Genomic DNA, 19,499 nt, shown 5'->3' with positions numbered 1-19,499 from the left:
AACGGGGAACACACCCCACTTTCTCCCGTCGTCTCCGGATGCGGAAGGGACCAGCCATGTCCACACCCGTTCTCATGGATTACTCCGACCCCGGCGCGGACCTCTCCGCCGACCGCGGCGTCCTCTACGCACGGCTGCGCGAGCTGGGCCCCGTCCACCGGATGCGCACCCCCGACGGCAAGGAGTCCTGGCTGATCGTCGGGTACGACGAGGCCCGGGCCGCCCTGGCCGACCCGCGGATGAGCAACGATCTGCGCAACTCCCCCGACTGGACGGGCGACGGCGGCGTGCCCATCGGGACGAACATGCTCCAGACCGACCCGCCGGACCACACCCGGCTGCGCAAACTGGTCGCCAGGGAGTTCACCGCCCACCGCATCGAGGCCCTGCGGCCCCGGATCCAGGAGATCACCGACGGGCTGCTCGACGCCCTGCCCGCCACCGGCCGCGCGGACCTCGTCGAGTCCTTCGCGCTGCCGCTGCCCCTGACCGTCATCTGCGAGCTGCTCGGCGTCCCGGCGGCCGACCGCGCGGACTTCCGCGCCTGGTCCAACGAGATGGTCATGCTCACGGACATGGCGGCCGCGGCCGCCGCGGCGCAGGCCATGACGGAGTACCTCCACGGCCTCATCGAAGCGAAGCGCGACTCCCCCGAGGACGACCTGCTCAGCGCCCTGGCGGCGGCCGCCGACGACGGCGACCGCCTCTCCCCCGCCGAGCTGCTGGGCATGGCCTTCGTCCTGCTGGTCGCGGGGCACGAGACCACCGTCAACCTCATATCGAGCGCCGTGTACTCCCTGCTGGACCACCCGGGGCAGCTCGCCGAGCTGCGGGCCGACTGGTCGCTGCTGGACGGCGCGATCGAGGAGACGCTGCGTCACCGGTCGCCCGTGGAGCGGGCCTCCTACCGCTTCACCACCGAGCCCGTGGAGATCGGCGGCATCACCCTCCCCGCCCGGGAGCCCGTCATCGTGATCCTCTCCTCGGCCGGCCGGGACGCGAGCCGCTTCCCCGACCCCGACCGTTTCGACATCCACCGTGACGCGCGCGGCCACATGGCCTTCGGCCACGGTCTCCACCACTGCCTCGGCGCCCCGCTCGCCCGGCTGGAGGCGGCCGTCGCCCTGCGGAGCCTCCTGGAGCGCCACCCCCGCCTGGCCTTCGACACCGACCGCCCGGAGACGCTGCTCTGGCGGCCGAGCCTGGCCCTGCGCGGTCTGGCCGCGCTGCCCGTGCGCTACTGAGCCCGGATGGCCGTCAGCAGTCCAGGGGGTAGGAGACCTTGTCGGTGACGGGGCCCTTGTTGCGGCAGATCTGATAGCCCTGGGCGTGCAGATCGCTCACGATGTCGGGCAGGGCGTCGGGGAAGTTGCTGAACAGGTGGCCGAGGATGACGCCGTTGCGCTTCTCGTCCGGTGTGGCGTCGCGGACGCTCGCACGGATGTCGTCCACGCTCCGCGCGTGGCCCTGGGTCTTCTCCCAGTCGTGGGTGTCGATGGTCCAGTTGCAGATCCGGAAGCCGAGCTCGGCCGCCGTCTCGCGCTCGCGCTCCCCCGCGTCGCCGTACGGCGGCCGCAGCAGATTGCCGGCCACGCCGTTGTGGATCTCGTCGTACATTTCGTCGTCGTCCAGGCTGGGCAGATGGCGGTGGGTGTAGGAGTGGTTGCCCACCCAGTGGCCCTGCTGCCGCAGCTGCTGGGTGATCTGCGGGTACTGCGCGGCGAACTTGCCGATCAGGAAGAACGCCGCGCGGATGCCCTGCGCCTTCAGCTGGGCGCCGATGCGCACCGACCGCTCCGGGTCGTTGTAGGGCCAGTCGTCCAGCGTCAGCAGGATCCGCCCGGAGGTGTTGCCGCAGCGCTCGCGGTCGTAGACGCCCTCGGGGGCGGGCGGGGCGGCGGGCCGGTCCCGGTGGCCGCTGTCGCCGTCGCGGGCCACGCCGTCACCGGCGTCGCCGGGGCCGCCCTTGCCCGCCGGGGCGCCCGCCGCGTGGTGGCCGTGGCACCAGGCCGGCAGGTCGCGGCGGCCGCCCTTGGCACCCGCCGGCAGCGGTACGCAGTCCTCCTGGTCGTCGTCCACGGCGTGCACCGCGAAGGCCGAGCACGTCACCAGCGCGGAGACCGCGGCGGCCGTCTTCAGCGGAGCCCGCCGGCGCCGCCGGTGGCGCCCACGACCACGCCGGAACAACTCGCCGTATCCGGACATGCTGACTCCTCACGGATGACGGTCCGCCGGCACGCACGACCCGCCATCTACCCCGGCATCGACACCGGTTCGATGATCTTGACACCAACCCTCGGGCCGGACGGGCACTCCCGCAACCGCGGCGGCCGGGACGATTGGGCCGCCCGGGTGGTGGCCCGGGCGGCCGCGCCGTGCCCGGGCGTCAGCCCCGGGCGGCGGTGATATAGGCCAGGCCATGGGCCCCGGCCTCGTCCGCACGGCCCACTTCAAGGGTGGCGAGCACCTTCGGGACGGTCAGGTCGACCACGGTGACCGTGCTGGACAGGACGGCGGAGACATAGCCCGTCCTGCCGTCCGGCGAAGAGGTGACGGTCAGCGGGAACGCCCCGACCTCCACCTGCCCGGCGACCTCCAGCGAGCCCGGCGCGAAGACGGTCAGCACGCCGTTCCCCTGCTTGCCGAGCCCGCCCCCCTCGCCCTTCTCCATGCGCAGCTCCCCCGCGAGCACCGCGCCGGTGGCCGCCGTGTGCACCGGGAAGACGATCCCCTCGGTGTACAGGGTCCGCACGATCTCGCCCGAGGCGGTGTCGATCACCCGGACCCCGGGGCGGGCGGCCGGCTCGGCCGCGAAGTCGCCCTTGGGCGCGGCCACGTAGACGAACGCGCCGTCGGGCGAGACGTCCAGGCCCTCGCTCCCGGGCACCTCGATCCGCCCGGAGAACTCACCGCGCTCCAGGTCGAGTACGGAGACGAAGGGCGCCTCCTTGTTGGTCGTGTAGCCCCGGCGGCCGTCCGGGGTGATCTCGACCCAGTGGGGGCCGTCGGCCATCACCGGGATCCTGCCGCGCCGCTCACGGGTCGCCGTGTCGTAGACGACCACCCCGCCCGGCTCGGTGCCGTTGGCCTCGACGCTGACGTAGAGCAGGCCGCGCGCCCGGTCGAGGGCGAGTCCGTGGGGAGCGTGGTCGGGGGCCGTGTCGAGGACGTCGACGACGGCGTGGGTGTCGACGTCGATGACGGTGATCTGCCGGGCCTCGCCGTCGTGCCGGTGGTAGTAGCCGTGGACGTACGTGCTCACGCAGTACAGCACCCGGTGGTCCGGGTCGAAGCACAGCTCGTGCGGTTCGGCGGGCACCTCGACGACGTTCAGCCGCTCATGGGTGACGGCGTCGAAGAAGGTGACGGTGGGTCCGGTCTGGCTGACGACGGCCAGCTGGTCACGGGTGGCGAAGGACGGGACCGAAGAGTCTTCTCGCTGAAGGGAGTTCATACCCGAAATCCTCACCCCGACCCCGGCCTTGACTCCAGTGCAAGCTTGTCAAGGGAGCGTTGCGTCAGACGCAATCGACGTCTCGGCTCACAACGCCGCCAGCCACCGGGCGTCCAGGACGCCCTCCGCCGCGATGCCCGCCGGGCCGGTGAGGAGCGTGGCGGCGGACGCGTCGAGCGCCACCGTCAGCGGTCCCATGACGTTCTCGACGACCGTGGTCTCCCTGCGGCCCGCGGCGTGCTGGACGGCCGCGGCCGCCGCGCACGCGGCGGCGCCGCCCGGGCGGGTCTCCCCGGCCCCGGGCCGGTAGGCGCGCACGCGCAGGCTGCCGCGCGGCAGGACGTTGACGAAGACCATGTCGGCGGCCGGCACGAGCACGCCGACGGCCTTCGGGAAGGCGGCGGTGTCCGGCTGCGGCTCCTTGGTGAAGTCCAGGTAGGACACGGGGGTGTCGATGACGCAGACCAGGTGCAGGGCGCCCAGCGACACGAGCGTGCCGGGGAAGGACTCCCCGTCCGCCGTCACACCCGCCGTGCCCAGGACTCGCGGGGTGGGCATCTCCACGGTCGTACGGCCCTTGGCGTCGACGGTGACGCGCTGGTCGCCCAGCCGGGTGCCGATCCACAGCGCCCCGGGCCCGGCGAGCCCGGCCACCGTCAGCCAGCGGGCGGCGAACCCGGCGCCGGGGCCACAGGCCAGGGAGTGGGAGCCGTCGGCGTCCCGGCAGTCCACGTACCACTCACCGCGCGTACGGGCGGGCCCCTTGCCGGGCCCGGCGGCCGACAGGCGCAGCAGGCCGTCCCCGCCGAGCCCCGTGCGCGGGTGGCACAGCCCCCGGACCGCGCCCTCGGACAGCGCGACTTCGTTGCCGGGGTCGAGGAGGAGCAGGAAGCCGTCGCCGCCGCAGTGGCCCTTCACATAGCGGGGCCCGGGCTCGACGGCGGGCCGGTGCGCAGCCATCGACCACCTTCCGGGGGAGGTTCGGGCCCACCGGCCCCTGACTGCGGCATCGTGCGGCAGCGACGGGACCGCCCGCAACGCCTTCCCGGGGCTTCTCCGGCGGACTGCCGGGCGACTGCCGGTGGACCGCCGCCGGACCGTGCGGGGCGGGCGGCGGGTTGTGGCGTGGCGGGTGGCGGGCCGTGCGCCGGCGGTCGTCCCATAGCGGACGTCGGCGAGCGAAGGGGGCATCTTGACCGCTGGGGTGAGCGTCCTACGCTGGGGTGGGCCGGTGACGAGGAGGCCCACAGGCCGGTCGCGGCCGGCCGTGTGCCGGCGGGGAAGGGGCCCGAGGGGGAATGACGTTGACGGACGGTGCCCAGGGGCTCGCGTTCGGCCCGCTGCTGCGCCGCTACCGGCTCTCGGCGGGCATGACCCAGCAGGAGCTGGCCGGGGCGTCCACGCTGAGCGTGCGCGCCATCGGCGATCTGGAGCGCGGCAGGACGGGCCGGCCCCAGCGGAAGTCCGTGGAGCTCCTGGCGGGGGCGCTGGCCCAGGGGGACGAGGCCGCCCGCAGGCTCGTCGAGGCGGCGAGGGCCGCGCGGCTCGCGCCGGAGTACGACGGCGCGCCGGAGGAGCGGTCCGGCGACGAAACGGCGGCGCACGCCGGGCCGCTGGACGGGGGCCGGGCCCCGGGAATGCGTCTGCCCGTCCCGACCGCCTGCGAACTTCCGCCGGACATCGTCGATTTCACGGGCCGTCAGCGCGAACTGCTGGGCGTCGAGGGGGCGCTGGCGCCCGAGGGGGTCCGGTGCGGGCAGCGGCTGACGCTGGTCGCGGGGCATCCGGGGGCGGGCAAGACGGCGCTGGCGGTGCGGGCCGCGCACCGGCTCCGCTCCCGCTTCCCGGACGGCCAGCTCTTCGTCCAGCTGTCCCCCGCCGGGCACCCGTCCCTCGGCCCGGACGACGTGGTCCGCCATCTCCTGCGCTCCCTGGGCGAACCGGCGGCCGGGGCGGGCCCGGCGGAGGAGGCGGGCGCGCGACTGCGCGCCGTGCTGGCCCGCAGGCGGGTGCTGATCGTCCTCGACGACGCGGTCTCGGAGGGGCAGGTGCGCTGTGCCTGCCCGGGGGTGGGCGGGTCGGCGGTGCTCGCGACGTGCCGCCGCCGGCTCTCCGCGCTGCCGGGCGCCGGGCGCGTCGACGTCGGGGCGTTCGGCATGGAGGAGTCGCTGGCCTTCCTGGCGCGGATGGCCGGTGAGGAGCGGGTGCGCCGTGAGCGCGCGGAGGCGGCGCTGGTGGCCGAGTTGTGCGGCCGGATCCCGCTCGCCCTGCGCGTGGTGGGCTGCCGGCTGCTGGCGCGGCCGCACTGGACGATGCGGACCCTCGTCGACGAGGTCCTCAGCGATCCGCGCACCCGGCTGCGGGAGCTGAGCGCGGGCGATCTCACGGTGCGTGCCGCCGTGGCGGCGGCGTTCGGCGTGCTGGACGAGCAGACGCGGTGGGCGCTGCGCCGGCTGGCGACGGCCCGGGCGCAGGGGTTCAGCCTGCGGGGCGCGGCGACGCTGCTCGGGTGCGGGACCGCGCGGACCCACCGGATCCTCGGCGACCTGCTGGACGGCCATCTGCTGGAGGCCCTCGACGGGCGCCGGGCGGCGGAGCCGTCCTATGTCGTCCCGCCCGTGATACGGCTGTTCGCGCTGGAGGGGGCGGCGGAGGCGGCCGCCCCGGCCCTCCGGCCGGGTCAGCGGGTGGTGTAGCCGCCGTTGATGAAGAGGGTCTGTCCGTTGAGCCACCAGCCGTCGGTGAGCAGGAACTTCACATACGGCACGATGTCCTCGATCTTCGTCAGCTCGCCGTTCATGGCGGAGGACTTGTGGTAGGCGATGGAGTCGTCGGTCTCGGCGGGGTAGAAGAAGCCGGTGTCCATGGGCCCGGGGGCGATGTTGTTGACCGAGACGTTCCGGCCGAACAGTTCCTTGGACAGGGCGCGGGTGAAGTGCTCGACGGGGGCCTTGCTGCCCGCGTAGACGGAGTAGAGGCCGGTGTAGGCGGCGAGCAGCGAGGTCACGATGGTGACGATCTTCCCGCCGTCCTCGACCCGTTTCGCGGCCTCCTGCATCATGAAGAACGCCGCCTTGGAGTTCACCGCGAACATCTTGTCGTACTCGTCCTCGGTGACCTCGGTCAGCGGCTTCTTGAGGACCATGCCGGCGGTGTTCACCACGCAGTCGACCCTGTCGAAGGCGCCGACGGCCACCTCGAACAGCCCCTCGACCTCGGAGACCTGGGTCAGGTCGGCCTCGTGCACGACCGCGTCGCCGCCCGCGGCCCTGACCGCGTCGGCGGTCCGCTGGGCCCCCTCCTTGGAGGACGGGCTGTTGTAGTGGACGACGACCTTCGCGCCGTCCTTGCCGACCTCCCTGGCGATGAGACCGCCGAGGTTCTTCGACGCTCCCCCGATGACGACGACCTTGTCCTTGAGCGTGTGGCTGGGCATGCGTCCCTCCTCGGAGGGGGCTGACGACAAAGCAGGACCACTTTATGGCGGTATGTACCCCTTCGCATGCCGGTCGGATGCCGCTGCCCGAGCGGTACGACCCCGGAGCTTCCGGACGCCGGAGGGCATTAGGCTAGCCTTACCTTATGACTTTGTCGCACGTGGACACCGAGGCGAAACCCGCCGCTGACCAGGCAGTTCCCAGACCGTCCCACGGCCGTCGGAAGCTGCCGGTCATAGCCGCCGGACTGTTGTTCGCCGTCCTCGTGCTCGCCGCCCTCTCCCTGTCCGTCGGCGCGGGCGAGGTCGGCCCGGGCGCCGTCCTGGACTATCTCCTCGGCCTCCACGGCGCGCGCGACAACGCGCGGCTGTCCCTGGTCGTGGGCGACCTGCGGATCCCCCGCACCCTCACCGCGCTCCTCGTGGGCGCCGCCCTCGGCACCTCCGGCAGCCTGCTCCAGGCCGTCACCCGCAACCCCCTCGCCGAGACGGGCCTGCTCGGCGTGAACGCCGGCGCCTCGCTCGGCGTCGTGGCGGGCATCGCCTTCCTCGGGGTGCAGAGCGGCCTCGGCCATCTGCTGTGGGCGTTCGGCGGCGCCATCGTCGCCAGCGCGCTGGTCCTGCTCATCGCGGGGCGGCGCGGCGGCGGTTCACCGATGCGGCTGGTCCTGGCCGGCTCCGCGCTGGGCGCCACCTTCGGCGGGCTCACCAGCGTCATCGTCGTCAACTCGGCCGAGACCTACGACCGCTTCCGCTTCTGGGTCCTCGGCTCGCTCGCGGGGGTCGAGGGCTTCGGCAAGCTCACCGGTCTGCTGCCGGTCCTCGCCGTCGGCTTCGTGATCGCCCTGCTCGTCGCCCGCCCGCTTTCCGCGCTGGCCCTCGGCGACGACCTGGCCAAGGGACTGGGCCACCGGCCCTCCACCATCCGGGTGGTCGTCGCCGTGGCCGTCACCCTGCTCACCGCCTCCGCCGTGGCCCTCGTCGGCCCCATCTCCTTCCTCGGCCTGCTGGCCGGCTTCCTCGCCCGTACGCTCGCCGGCCCCCGGCTCACCGCCCAGATCGCCCTCGCCGGGCTCATCGGCGCGGGCGTCCTCACCGGCGCCGACGTCCTGGCCCGGGTGGTCTCCCGGCCCTTCGAGGCACCCGTCTCCGTCATCGTCGCCCTCATCGGCGCCCCCGTCCTCATCGGCATCGTCCGCTCCCGGCGGATGGGGGCGATGGGCATGACCGACCCCGCCACGGAGGAGGCCGCGCCGCCGCCCAAGCGGCGGTTCGCGGCCCTGCGGCCGACGCGCCGCGACGAGCGGGAGGACAGCCTCGTCCTGCGGGGCGGCGCGCTCTCCGTGCTGCTGCCGCGCCGGGCCGCGCTCGCGGCGCTCGCCCTGGCGGCGCTCCTCGTCGCCGCCGTCGTCCTGTCCGCGTACGCGGGCCAGAGCGAGATGGGCCTGACCCGGACGTTCAACGCCGTCCTCGGCTCGGGCGACCGCTTCGACGTCCTCCTGGTCCAGAAGTTCCGGCTCGGCCGGATCGTCGCCGGGCTCACCGCCGGCGCCGCCCTGGGCCTGGCCGGCTGCCTCACCCAGACCCTCGCCCGCAACCGCCTCGCCACCCCCGAGCTCCTGGGCGTCAACGACGGCGCGACGGCGGCCGTCCTCATCTCCACGACCGTCACCGGCACCTTCGGCGCCTGGTGGGCCGGCCCCCTCGGCGCGCTGGTGGCCGTCCTCGTCGTCACCACCGTCTCCGGCGGTCTCGGACAGCGCGGCTACCGCGTCCTGGTGGTGGGCCTGGCCATGTCCGCCCTCGCCTCCGCCGTCACCCAGGTCGTCCTCACCCGCCGCTCGCTGAACTCGGCGAGCTCGCTCTACGTCTGGACCTCCGGCAGCCTCAACGGGCGCGGCTACTCGGTGGCCACCCCCGTCCTCATCGGCCTGGCCGTCCTCGTACCGCTCGCCCTCGTCGTCGCCCGCCAGCTCAACGTGCTGCGCTTCGACGACTCCACGGCGTCGTCCCTGGGCGTCGCCCCGGACCGGGTGCGGATGTTCTGCCTGCTGCTCGCGGTGGCCCTGGCGGGGCTGGCGGTGGGCGTCTGCGGGCCGGTGGGCTTCGTCGCCCTCGCCTCGCCGGTGATCGCGGGACGGCTGGCGGGGCCGCTGCGGGTGCCGGTGGTGGGGTCGATGCTGGTCGGCTCGGTGCTGATCGTGCTGGCCGACACGGTGGGGCGCGTGCTCTTCGACGGGGTCGAGATTCCCGTCGGCATTGTCACGACCGTTCTTGGCGGACCGTTCCTGCTGTGGGTGCTGCTGGGGCGGTCGGCGGCGGCGCGGGTGTAGGCCTCCGGCGGTTCTTTCCCCTACCCGCCCCTTCCCACAACCGGGGCTCCGCCCCGGACCCCGCGCCTCAAACGCCGGAGGGGCTATTCGTAGCCCGTCCGGCGTTTGAGGACAAGGGGGTCTGGGGCGCAGCCCCAGGAAACGGCGAAAGGGCGGGACCGGGGCCTCCTCCCCCACGGCAACCTGCCACCGAAAGGAAGTCACGTGGACACACAGAGCCCGATACTCCGCGAGCTGGCCGACGCGGCCGGCGACCCCGGCGCCGTCGACGCCTTCTGGAAGCGCGCCGCGACGCACGGCACCCCCCTCGTCGAACCGGACCCCGCCGGGGAACCGGCCTGGCGCCTCGTCACCTTCCTCTGGCGCGACGACCCCGCCGCCCCCGCCTCCGCCGTCCTCGCCCTCCTCCACACCGTCACGGACAAGGACCGCCACGCCGGCGACCTGACTCCCCACCTCATGGCGAAGGTGCCCGGCACCGACGTGTGGGCGATCAGCCACCGGCTGCGGGCGGATCACCGAGCGTCGTACCAGTTCTCCGTTCACCACGGCTCCCGCGAGGACGCCCTGCGCGCCGATCGCCGCAGCTGGCTGAGCGTGCTGGACGAGGCGCTGCCCGACCCGCTCGCCGCGGGGTCCTCGCTCGCGGCCCGCGACGGCCGCAACCCGTCCTCCGTGCTGGAGCTCCCCGACGCGCCCGCGCAGGGTTGGGCGGCCGTACGGGAGAGCGTGCCGCGCGGCGCGCGGATCGCCGCGGAGGTCGACGGGCGGCGCGTCGGAGTCCATCTGCCGGCCGGGCACACCACCGGCGACGGCCCGTACTCCGTCGCCGTGCTGCTCGACGGCGAGATGTGGGGCCCGGTGCTGGACTTCGGGACGACGCTGGACAACCTCCACCACGACGGCCGGATCGCGCCGACCGTGACCCTGATGGTGGAGACCATGGGCCGCGACCGGCGGATGGCCGATCTCAGCTGCAGCGAGGAGTTCGTCGACTGGCTGGCGGACGTGCTGCTGCCGTGGGCGGCGCGGGAGTACGGGGTGACGGCCGACCCGGCCCGTACGGTCGTGGCGGGGCAGAGCGCGGGCGGTCTGACGGCAGCGTTCGCCGCCTTCCGCAGGCCGGAGCGGTTCGGGAACGCGCTGTCCCAGTCGGGCTCCTTCTGGTGGCCGGACGGGACCGAGTTCGACGGCGGCAGCGAGTGGCTGACCCGGCAGTTCGCGACGCGCGAGCGGCTGCCCGTCCGCTTCCATCTGGAGGTGGGCCTCCAGGAGTGGATGCTCCTGCCGCAGAACCGCCACCTGCGCAACGTGCTCGAAGCGCGCGGCTACGACGTGGCCTACCACGAGTTCAACGGCGGCCACGACTACGCCTGCTGGCGCGGCGGTCTCGCCGACGGGCTCGTGGGACTGCTGGGAAGGTAGCGGCGAGCGCGAGAAGGCCCCCACGCGCACAGCGCGTGGGGGCCTTCTTCGGTGTCAGGCGGGCACGGCCTCCGGCTCGTCGTCGAACGGCGGAGGCGCCGGCGCCTCCTTGGGCATCCGGAACGCGCACAGCGTGCCGAGGGCGACGAGGCCCGCGGTGACCGCGATGGCGGCCCGGTACGGGGCCGGGTCCGTCTCGTGCGAACCGGAGCCGCCCCACGCAGTGATCACCGCGGCGACGGCCGCGATGCCCAGCGCGCCGCCGAGGGTGCGCACGATGGTGAACAGGCCCATGGCCTGGCCCATGGCCGGGGGCGGTACGTCCGCGAACCCGGCGATCTGCACGGTGAGCACGGCCGTCCCCAGCACCAGGCCCACACAGAACATCAGCGCCCGCACGGCCCACGCGTTCTCGGCCACGCCCGGCACGGCCAGCGCGCCGAAGACCGCCGTCGCCAGCAGCAGGGCGGGCACGGCGAGCCACCGGGGCCCGAGCCGGGGCATCAGCCGGTCGGCCACCTGCGAGGCCAGCATCAGCCCGAGCGCCTCCGGGAAGACGCTCAGCCCGGCGTCCAGCGCCGAGGCGCCCAGCGCCGCCTGGTAGAGCAACGGGAACGCGAAGAGCACGCCCATCAGCCCGGCCGAGGTGACCAGCGCGAGGACCGTGGCGGACGCGAACACCTTGTCGGCGAGCAGCCGCAGTTCCAGCAGGGGCGTGCGCGCCCTCAGCAGATGGACGCACCCCGCTGCCAGCAGCACGAGTCCGAGCACGCCGGAGACCAGGACGGAGGCCGTGGTCCAGCCGTGCGTGGGGCCGAAGCCCAGCGCGTAGGTGAGCAGGCCCAGCGCGGGGGTCGCCAGCAGGAAGCCCGTCAGGTCGAAGCCCTCGGTGCCCTCCGTGTGCTCCGTCAGCCCCAGCACGCCGAGGAGCACGGCGGCCGCGCCGATCGGCACGTTCACGAAGAACAGCCAGTGCCAGGACAGGTGCTCGGTCAGGAAGCCGCCGAGCGGCGGGCCGAGCGCCGGCATCAGCGCGGTCGGCACGATGAGCACCTTGGACAGCTTCATCCGCTCGTGCGGCGGGAAGGCCCGGAAGAGCAGGGTCATGCCGACGGGTGTCAGCAGCCCGCCCGCGACCCCCTGGACGACGCGCGCGAGGACCAGCGTCGGGAGGTCCTGGGCCAGGCCGCAGACGGCGGAGGCCGCCGTGAAGACGGCGAGGGCGCCGAGGAAGACCCTCTTGGTGCCGAGGCGGTCGCCGAGCCAGCCCGCGACGGGCAGGGCGACGGCGAGCGCGACGAGGAAGGCCACCTCGACGGTGTTGGCGGCCGACACCGGTTCGCCGAAGTCCCGGGCGATGGTGAGCAGCGCCGGGTTGACGATGGTGGAGTCGAGCCCGTTCATGCACATCGCCGCCGTGTAGACGACCACGACGGCGATGCGCGGGGAGAACCGGGTCACCGGGCGGAGACCGGGGTCAGGTCGGTCCAGTTCCCGGTGATCCAGTCGGTGGCCGACTGCCGGGCGCAGGGCCCGTGGACGGTCGTCCAGCCCTCGGGCACGGCGGCGAAGCCCGGCCAGAGGCTGTGCTGCCCCTCGGCATTGACGAGGACGAGAAACTCCCCGTCGCCGTCGAAGGGGTTGGCGGGTGCGTCGCTCATGGGGTCAGTTCTCCAGTTTCCGCAGTCGGTCGGCGATGACGCTCGCGATGTGCGCGATCGGTTCGGGCAGGGTCATGTCCTTGTGCGAGCAGGCGACGTCGGTGTTGTCGATCCGCCCGGTCACATAGGGGGTCCAGGTGTCGGGGGTGAGGGTGTCGTCGATGGTGTCGACGGTGGCCCGGAAGAAGAGCACGTCGCCCTTGAAGACGCGGTGGTCGAAGGCGCGCACCAGGTGGTTGGTGTTGAGGTAGGTGCGGTTGAGGGCGTCGAAGGTGGTGTCGTCGAGGCCGGCCAGCGGGGAGCCCTCGCGGCGCAGCACCTCGATGACGTTCTCCAGTTCCAGCGGCTCGCCCTCCAGGCTGTCCGGGCCGTGGCCGCCCATGGTCAGCAGCGCCTCCAGGGCCTCGGCCTGGTCGGGCACGGGCAGCTCGCGGAAGCCCTCGGCGGGGTAGGCGTCGAGGATGGCGAGCAGCTCGACCTCCGCGCCGAGGTCCTGGAGCCGGGTGGCCATGGCCTGGGCGATGATGCCGCCGGTGGACCAGCCCATCAGCCGGTACGGGCCGTCGGGCTGAACCTCGCGGAGGCGGTCGACGTAGTGCGCGGCCAGTTCCTCCAGGGTCCCCGGCAGCGGCTCGGCGGCCGTGGCCGGGCCGACGCCCTGGGCCTGGAGGCCGTAGATCGGCACATCGGCGGGCAGGTGGCGGATGAGTCCGGCGTAGCACCAGCTCAGGCCGCCGGCCGGGTGGACGCAGTGGAGCGGCGATCTGTCGCCGTCCTTCGCGGGGCGCAGGGGCAGCAGGACGTCCAGGGCGTCGGCGGCCTCGGCGTCCAGGGCGGCGGCCAGCGCGGCCGGGGTGGGAGCCTGGAAGACCGTGCCGATGCCGGTGTCCGTGCCGAGGGCCTCCTTGACCCTTCCGGCGAGGCGCACGGCGAGCAGCGAATGGCCGCCCAGGTCGAAGAAGTTGTCGTCCACGCCGACCCGGGGCAGGCCCAGGACGTCGGCGAAGATCGCGCAGAGCTGTTCCTCGCGGGGGCCGCGCGGGGCGCGTCCCTCGGTGACGGCGGCGGCGAGGTCGGGGGCGGGCAGGGCCTTGCGGTCGAGTTTGCCGTTGGCGGTCAGCGGCAGCCGGTCCAGCAGGACGACGGCGGAGGGGACCATGTGGCCGGGGAGTTCGTCCCGGGTGTGCTCGCGCAGCAGGGCCGGGGTGGTCCCGCCGGCGGGGACGGCGTAGGCGACGAGGCGCTTGTCGCCGGGGGTGTCCTCGCGGACGACGACGGCCGCGTCGGCGACGTCGGGGTGGTCGGCGAGGACGGCCTCGATCTCGCCGAGCTCGATGCGGAAGCCGCGGATCTTCACCTGGTGGTCGGCGCGCCCGAAGTACTCGAGGGTGCCGTCGGGGCGGCGGCGGGCGAGGTCGCCGGAGCGGTACATCCGGCTGCCGGACTCGCCGAAGAGGTGGGCGAAGGGGTCGGCGACGAATCGTTCCGCCGTGAGGGCGTGCCGGCCGAGGTAGCCCCGGGCCAGGCCCTCTCCCGCGACGTACATCTCGCCGGTGACGCCGGGCGGCACGGGCGTCAGGTACGGGTCGAGGACGTAGACGCGCAGGTCGGGGATGTTGACGCCGATGGTGCTGGAGGTGCCGGCGGCGGCGCTCGCCCGGTCGAGGGCGATGTACGAGACGTGCACGGTGGTCTCGGTGATGCCGTACATGTTGACGAGCGTCGGCGCGTCGTCGGCGTGGCGGTCGTACCAGTCGTCGAGACGGCCGAGTTCGAGGGCCTCGCCGCCGAAGACGACGTAGCGCAGGGCCAGTTCGCGGCCCGGGTTCTCCTTGTCCGCGGCCATCAGCTGGTAGAAGGCGGACGGCGTCTGGTTGAGGACGGTCACGCCCTCGTCGGCGAGCAGGCCGAGGAAGGCGGCCGGGTCGCGGCTGACGAGGTGGGGGACGACGACGAGCCGGCCGCCGTACAGCAGCGCGCCCCACATCTCCCACACCGAGAAGTCGAAGGCGTAGGAGTGGAAGAGGGTCCACACGTCGTTCTCGTCGAAGCCGAACCAGTGGTCGGTGGCGGAGAACAGCCGGGTGACGTTGTGGTGGGTGACGGGGACGCCCTTGGGGCGGCCGGTGGAGCCCGAGGTGTAGATGACGTAGGCGACGTCGCCGGGGCGCTGGGCCCGGGTGCGGTCCGCGTCGGTGAGGTCGGCGGTCGCGTACGCGTCGGCGTCGGCGCCGTCGACGAGGACGACCGGTAGGTCGTGCGCCGGGATCCGGGCGGCGGTCGCGGTGTCGGTGACGACGGCGGCCGGGGCGGCGTCGGCGAGCATGTAGGCGAGCCGGTCGGCCGGGTAGTCCGGGTCCATGGGGAGGTAGGCGGCGCCGCACTTGGCGACGGCCAGCAGACCGGTGACGAGCTCCAGCGAGCGCGGCAGGGCGAGGGCGACGATGGCGCCGGGGCCGATGCCGCGCCCGGCGAGCAGCCGGGCCAGGCGGTTGGCGCGGGCGGACAGCTCGGCGTAGGTGAGGGACGCGTCGTCGCAGGTGACGGCGGTGCGGCCGGGGTGGCGGCGGGCGGCGTCCTCGTACAGCTCGACGAGGGTGCGTCGTTCCGAAACAGCCGTGTCCTGGCCCGCGTTCCACTCGACGAGGGAGCGGTGCAGCTCCGCCTCGTCGAGGAGCGCCAGGCGGCCGACGGGGGTGTCGGGGTCGGTGGCGACGGCGGTGAGCAGCCGGGTGAGGTGGGCGGAGAGACGTTCCGCCGTGGCGGTGTCGAACAGGTCGGTGCGGAACTCCAGGAAGCCGGATATGCCGCCGCCGGGTCGCTCGCCGGCGTTGAGGGTGAGGTCGAACTTCGCGGTGCCGGTGGGGACGGCGGTCATCCGCGCGGCGAGGTCCGGTCCCATGGCGAACGCGGCGTCGGGCATCGACTGCCAGGCGAGCATCACCTGGAAGAGGGGGTGCCGGGCCAGCGAACGGGGCGGGTTGAGCTCCTCGACGAGCCGGTCGAAGGGCACGTCGGAGTGCTCGTACGCGGCCAGGGTCGTGGTGCGGACGCGCTCCAGGAGGGCGCGGAAGGTGGGGTCGCCGGAGGTGTCGGTGCGCAGGACGAGGGTGTTGACGAAGAATCCGACGAGGTCGGCGGTGGTGTCGTCGTCACGTCCCGCGACAGGGGTGCCCAGCGGGATGTCGGTGCCGCAGCCGTAGCGGGTGAGGAGGGCGGCGAGGGCGGCCTGGACGGCCATGAAGACGCTGGTGCCGCTCGCGCGGGTGAGCGCCGCGAGCGCGGCGTGGGCGTCGGGGCCGAGCTCGAAGGGGACGGTGTCGCCCGCGGTGGAGGCGATGGCGGGGCGCGGCCGGTCGGTGGGGAGTTCGAGCTGGTCGGGCAGGCCGGCGAGGGCCGTCTTCCAGTGGTCGAGCATGCGGGCGGCGGCCGGGGTAGGCGCGTCGGCGGTGCCGAGGAGGCGCTCCTGCCAGGCCGTGTGGTCGGTGTACTGGACGGTCAGGGGAGCCGCGCCGGGCGTCCGGCCGGCCGCGCGGGCGGTGTAGGCGGCGGCGAGGTCGCGGGCGAGGGGTGTGGTGGAGGCGCCGTCGCCGGCGATGTGGTGGAGCAGGAGCAGCAGGGTGTGCCGTTCGCCGCCGTCGGAGAAGAGGGTGACGCGCAGCGGGAGTTCTTCCGCCAGGTCGAAGGAGTGGCGCACGGCCTCGGTGAGGTCGGCGTCGAGCGCTGCGACGCGCAGCTCGGGGCGGGCCTGCTCGGGGGTGAGGATCAGCTGGTGGGGCTCGTTGTCGAGGGCCGGGTAGACCGTGCGCAGCGTCTCGTGGCGCTCGGCGAGGTCGGCGAGGGCGAGGCGCAGCGCGTCCTGGTCGACGGGGCCGGTGAGGGTGAGCAGCAGCGGGATGTTGTAGGTGGGGCTGGGGCCTTCGAGGCGGTACATGAACCACAGCCGCTTCTGGGCCGGGGAGAGCGGCATCCGGTCGGTGCGCGGTACGGGCACGAGCGCGGGCCGGTCCGGGTCGGTGTCCCGGTCGCGGACGAGGGCGGCGAGGGCGGCGGGGGTGGGGTTGCGGAAGACGTCGGCGAGGCCGATGGCGTCGTCGCCGAGGGCGTCGCGGACGTGGGCGGCGATCCGGCCGGCGAGCAGCGAGTGGCCGCCGAGGGCGAAGAAGTCGGCGTCGGGGGACGGTGCGGCGTCGAGGCCGAGGACGTCCTGGAAGAGGCCGCAGACGATCTCCTCCTGGGGGGTGCGGGGGGCGCGGTCCGCGGCGGCCGCGGGCTCCGGGTCGGGCAGGGCCTTGACGTCGAGCTTGTCGTTGGCGGTGCGGGGCAGGGCGGCCAGGATCAGGATCGCGGCGGGCACCATGTGGTCGGGCAGCCGCTCGGCGAGGTGGGCGCGGAGCTCCTCGGGGTCGGGCGCGGTGCCCTCGGCGGGGACGGCGTAGCCGAGGAGGCGCTTGCCGGTGGCGGTGTCGCGGGCGATGACGGCGGCCCGGTCGACGGCCGGGTGGCCGGCCAGGACGTTCTGGATTTCGCCGAGTTCGATGCGGAAGCCGCGGATCTTGATCTGGCCGTCGGCGCGGCCGAGGAATTCCAGGGTGCCGTCGGGGCGGCGGCGCACGAGGTCGCCGGTGCGGTACATCCGGGCGCCGGGCTCGCCGTGGAGGGCGCCGAAGGGGTCGGCGGTGAAGCGTTCGGCGGTGAGGTCGGGGCGGCCCAGGTAGCCGGCGGCGAGGCAGGCACCGGCGAGGTAGAGCTCGCCGGTGACGCCGACGGGGGCGGGGCGCAGGGAGTTGTCGAGGACGTACGCGCGTGAGCCGCGCACGGGCCGGCCGACGGGGGTGCCGTCGTCGTCGGCCAGCCAGTAATAGGCGTCGACGGTGGTCTCGGTGGGGCCGTAGAGGTTGATGGGGCTCAGGCCCTCGGTGGCGGCCAGGCGGCGCCACAGGGGGTCGGGCACGGTCTCGCCGCCGACGACGACGAGTGCGGGGTGGTGCCGGCCCGGATCCAGCAGGCCCTCGGCGACGAGCGCTTCGACGTAGGAGGGGGTGGCGTCGAGGTAGTCGACGCGGTGCTGGTGGACGTAGGCGGTGAGGGTGGCCGGGTCGCGGTAGGCGGCGTCGTCCAGGAGGTGGAGCTCGTGGCCGTGGACCATCCAGATGACGGGGTCCCAGGAGGCGTCGAAGGCGAAGGAGGCGCTGTGCGCGATCCGCAGCCGGTCCCGTCCGGTGCGCTCCAGGGCGGGGGCGATGTGGTCGGTGCCGTGCCCGGCGTGGAGGTTGGCGAGGGAGGCGTGGGTGACGAGGACGCCCTTGGGGCGGCCGGTGGAGCCCGAGGTGTGGATGACGTAGGCAGGCTGGTTCAGCGCGGGGGCGGCGGGGGCCGTGGCGGGGCGGGCGGCGATCCGGGCGCGGGTGGCCTCGTCGTCGAGGAGGAGGACGGGCACGGTGTGCTCGGGCAGGCCGCGTACGGCGTCGGTGGTGCCGATGAGGCAGCCGGGGCGGGTGTCGTCGAGGACGGCGGTGAGGCGCTGCGCGGGATGGCCGAGGTCGAGGGGCTGGCAGACGCCGCCCGCCTTGAGGACGGCGAACAGGGCGACGACGGTCTCCGCGCTGCGGGGCAGGGCCAGGGCCACGGCGGTGCCGGGGCGCACGCCCGCGTCCAGCAGTTCGTGGGCCAGGCGGTTGGCGGCCGCGTCGAGTTCGGCGAAGGTGAGGGCGGTGGCGCCGGCGCGGACGGCGACGGCCTCGGGGGTGCGGGCGGCCTGCGCGGCGAACAGCTCGGGCAGGGTGCGGTCCGCAGGGGCCTCGGTGCGGCCGGCGGTGGCCCGGTGGATCTCCTCGGCGTCGAGGAGGTCGATGGTGCCGACGGGTCGCTGGGCGTCCTCGAGCAGCAGGCCGGTGAGGGCGTCGAGGTAGCGGAGCAGTCCGTGCGCGTGGGCGGCGAGGGAGTCGGCGTCGTGGCGGGCGGGGTTGGCGTCCAGGCCGAGGCGCAGGGTGCCGTCGGGGCCCGGGGTGGCGCCGAAGGCCAGGTCGTCGACGGGGCCGGCGGCGAGGTTGCGCACGACGCCGGGCAGGCCGGCGAAGTCCAGGTCCTCGTTCTCGAAGGGCTTGATGTTGACCATCGCCCCGAACAGCGGCTGCTCCGGCGGGAGCCCGAGGTCGCGGCGCAGGTCCTCCTGGCGGTAGCGCTGGTGGCGGTTGGCGGCCCGCATCTCCATGACGACGCGGCGGAGGAAACCGGCGCCGGTGTCCTGGGGGCGGACGGTGACGCGCAGCGGCATGACGTTGACCATCATGGCGGGCGTGCGCAGGGCGGTCTTGTTGGTGCGGCTCTTCAGCGGCAGGCCGAGCACGATGTCCTCGGCGCCGGTGACGCGGTGGAGATAGCCGGCGGTGGCGGCGACGAGCAGTTCGGCCCAGGTGGCCTTCACCGTGCCGGCGGCGGCCGTCAGCCGGGCGAGGGAGCCGGCGGGGAGTTCGGCGGAGTGGCGCAGGACGGTCCCGGCGGGGGCGGCGGGGCGGTCGGAGAGCGAGACGGGCTCGGGCCGGTCGGCGAGGCGCTCGAGCCAGTGGGCGCGGTCGGTGGCGTGGCGTTCGCTCGCCAGGTAGGCGGCCTCGTCGGCGACGAGTTCGCGAAGCGTGCCGAAGGGGTCGGCGGTGGGCTCGGTGCCGGTGGCCAGCGCCGTGTAGACCTCGGCGAGGCGGCGCCCGATGAGGGTCAGCGCGTAGGCGTCGACGGCGAAGTGGTGGACGCGCTGGTACCACCAGTAGCGCTCGTCGGCGAGGCGGATGAGGGCGTGGGTGACGAGGGGGCCCTCGGTGAGGTCGACGGGGCGGGCGAGGTCGGCGGCGGTCCAGGCCGCCGCCTCGGCCTCGGGGTCGTCGGCGGTGCGCAGGTCGAGCCGGTGGAGGGCGGGGGCGGGGGCGCCGAGGCGCTGGGCGGGGGTGGTGCCGTCACCGGCAGTGGCCAGCAGGGCGAGGGTCTCGGCCTCGGCGGTGGTCCGCCTCAGGGCGCGCTCGAACAGCTCCTCGTCCAGGGGTCCGGCGATCTCCACGCGGTCGCCGGTGTTGAGGACCGGGTTCGCGGGGTCGAGAGCCTGGGCGTAGAGGATTCCGGACTGCGCGGCGAGGAGCGGCAGTTCGGCGGAGTTCTCGTCCTGGTGGTGACGCATCGCGTGGGGGCTCCCGGTTTCT

The 19,499-nt window shown here is 74.2% G+C and carries 11 protein-coding genes; 4 read left to right on the top strand and 7 right to left on the bottom strand.

The window, feature by feature from the left end:
• The first annotated feature begins 56 nt into the window (after nt 1-56).
• A complete protein-coding gene (locus ACFYZR_RS23405; protein ID WP_391913274.1) occupies nt 57-1,244 on the top strand; it encodes a cytochrome P450 in 1,188 nt (395 codons plus the stop codon).
• A 13-nt stretch (nt 1,245-1,257) separates the two neighbouring features.
• On the opposite strand, the gene ACFYZR_RS23400 is transcribed toward ACFYZR_RS23405, so the two are convergent.
• From ACFYZR_RS23400 to ACFYZR_RS23390, 3 genes are all read right to left on the bottom strand, one after another.
• Nucleotides 1,258-2,205, bottom strand: coding sequence for a polysaccharide deacetylase family protein (locus ACFYZR_RS23400; RefSeq protein ID WP_391913273.1), 948 nt, complete (start codon nt 2,203-2,205; stop codon nt 1,258-1,260).
• A 181-nt stretch (nt 2,206-2,386) separates the two neighbouring features.
• Nucleotides 2,387-3,454, bottom strand: a complete 1,068-nt coding sequence (locus tag ACFYZR_RS23395; RefSeq protein ID WP_391913271.1) for a YncE family protein — start codon at nt 3,452-3,454, stop codon at nt 2,387-2,389.
• An 87-nt stretch (nt 3,455-3,541) separates the two neighbouring features.
• Nucleotides 3,542-4,414: a hypothetical protein gene (locus ACFYZR_RS23390; protein ID WP_391913269.1), complete on the bottom strand. Its 873-nt coding sequence runs from the start codon at nt 4,412-4,414 to the stop codon at nt 3,542-3,544.
• A gap of 338 nt (nt 4,415-4,752) precedes the next feature.
• Here ACFYZR_RS23390 and ACFYZR_RS23385 point away from each other — a divergent pair, with 338 nt between their 5' ends.
• Nucleotides 4,753-6,150 carry an NB-ARC domain-containing protein gene (locus tag ACFYZR_RS23385; RefSeq protein WP_391913267.1) on the top strand — a complete coding sequence of 466 codons (1,398 nt, stop codon included), beginning with the start codon at nt 4,753-4,755 and terminating at the stop codon, nt 6,148-6,150.
• Here ACFYZR_RS23385 and ACFYZR_RS23380 read toward each other — a convergent pair.
• On the bottom strand, nt 6,135-6,890 hold the full coding sequence (locus tag ACFYZR_RS23380; protein ID WP_391913265.1) for an SDR family oxidoreductase: 756 nt from the start codon (nt 6,888-6,890) through the stop codon (nt 6,135-6,137). The two genes, ACFYZR_RS23385 and ACFYZR_RS23380, sit on opposite strands and share 16 nt — an antisense overlap.
• A gap of 146 nt (nt 6,891-7,036) precedes the next feature.
• On the opposite strand from ACFYZR_RS23380, the gene fhuB reads away from it, so the two are divergent.
• Together fhuB and fes are read left to right on the top strand one after the other, a co-directional pair.
• Nucleotides 7,037-9,223 carry a Fe(3+)-hydroxamate ABC transporter permease FhuB gene (fhuB, locus tag ACFYZR_RS23375; protein WP_391913263.1) on the top strand — a complete coding sequence of 729 codons (2,187 nt, stop codon included), beginning with the start codon at nt 7,037-7,039 and terminating at the stop codon, nt 9,221-9,223.
• A 204-nt stretch (nt 9,224-9,427) separates the two neighbouring features.
• A complete protein-coding gene (fes, locus tag ACFYZR_RS23370; RefSeq protein WP_391913261.1) occupies nt 9,428-10,648 on the top strand; it encodes an enterochelin esterase in 1,221 nt (406 codons plus the stop codon).
• 54 nt (nt 10,649-10,702) lie between these two features.
• On the opposite strand, the gene ACFYZR_RS23365 is transcribed toward fes, so the two are convergent.
• From ACFYZR_RS23365 to ACFYZR_RS23355, 3 genes are read right to left on the bottom strand one after another with little or no spacing between them, the layout of a single operon-like run.
• A complete protein-coding gene (locus ACFYZR_RS23365; RefSeq protein WP_391913259.1) occupies nt 10,703-12,109 on the bottom strand; it encodes a DHA2 family efflux MFS transporter permease subunit in 1,407 nt (468 codons plus the stop codon).
• Entirely contained in the window at nt 12,106-12,309 is a 204-nt protein-coding gene (locus tag ACFYZR_RS23360) for an MbtH family protein (RefSeq protein ID WP_391913257.1), read from the bottom strand. The genes ACFYZR_RS23365 and ACFYZR_RS23360 overlap by 4 nt, the downstream gene beginning before the upstream one ends.
• Before the next feature lie 4 nt (nt 12,310-12,313).
• A complete protein-coding gene (locus ACFYZR_RS23355; protein ID WP_391913255.1) occupies nt 12,314-19,477 on the bottom strand; it encodes an amino acid adenylation domain-containing protein in 7,164 nt (2,387 codons plus the stop codon).
• Between the last annotated feature and the right edge of the window lie 22 nt (nt 19,478-19,499).

Origin of the sequence: Streptomyces sp. NPDC001678 (assembly GCF_042892945.1) — a bacterium.
Taxonomy (GTDB): Bacteria; Actinomycetota; Actinomycetes; order Streptomycetales; family Streptomycetaceae; genus Streptomyces.
The sequence above is the reverse complement of the archived record's forward strand: the minus strand, read 5'-3'. Positions and strand labels throughout refer to the sequence as shown.

Coding starts and splice junctions, on each gene's coding strand:
- ACFYZR_RS23405 (WP_391913274.1), top strand. CDS start 57: ATGTCCACACCCGTTCTCATGGATTACTCCGACCCCGGCGCGGACCTC.
- ACFYZR_RS23400 (WP_391913273.1), bottom strand. CDS start 2,205: ATGTCCGGATACGGCGAGTTGTTCCGGCGTGGTCGTGGGCGCCACCGG.
- ACFYZR_RS23395 (WP_391913271.1), bottom strand. CDS start 3,454: ATGAACTCCCTTCAGCGAGAAGACTCTTCGGTCCCGTCCTTCGCCACC.
- ACFYZR_RS23390 (WP_391913269.1), bottom strand. CDS start 4,414: ATGGCTGCGCACCGGCCCGCCGTCGAGCCCGGGCCCCGCTATGTGAAG.
- ACFYZR_RS23385 (WP_391913267.1), top strand. CDS start 4,753: ATGACGTTGACGGACGGTGCCCAGGGGCTCGCGTTCGGCCCGCTGCTG.
- ACFYZR_RS23380 (WP_391913265.1), bottom strand. CDS start 6,890: ATGCCCAGCCACACGCTCAAGGACAAGGTCGTCGTCATCGGGGGAGCG.
- fhuB (WP_391913263.1), top strand. CDS start 7,037: ATGACTTTGTCGCACGTGGACACCGAGGCGAAACCCGCCGCTGACCAG.
- ACFYZR_RS23360 (WP_391913257.1), bottom strand. CDS start 12,309: ATGAGCGACGCACCCGCCAACCCCTTCGACGGCGACGGGGAGTTTCTC.
- ACFYZR_RS23355 (WP_391913255.1), bottom strand. CDS start 19,477: ATGCGTCACCACCAGGACGAGAACTCCGCCGAACTGCCGCTCCTCGCC.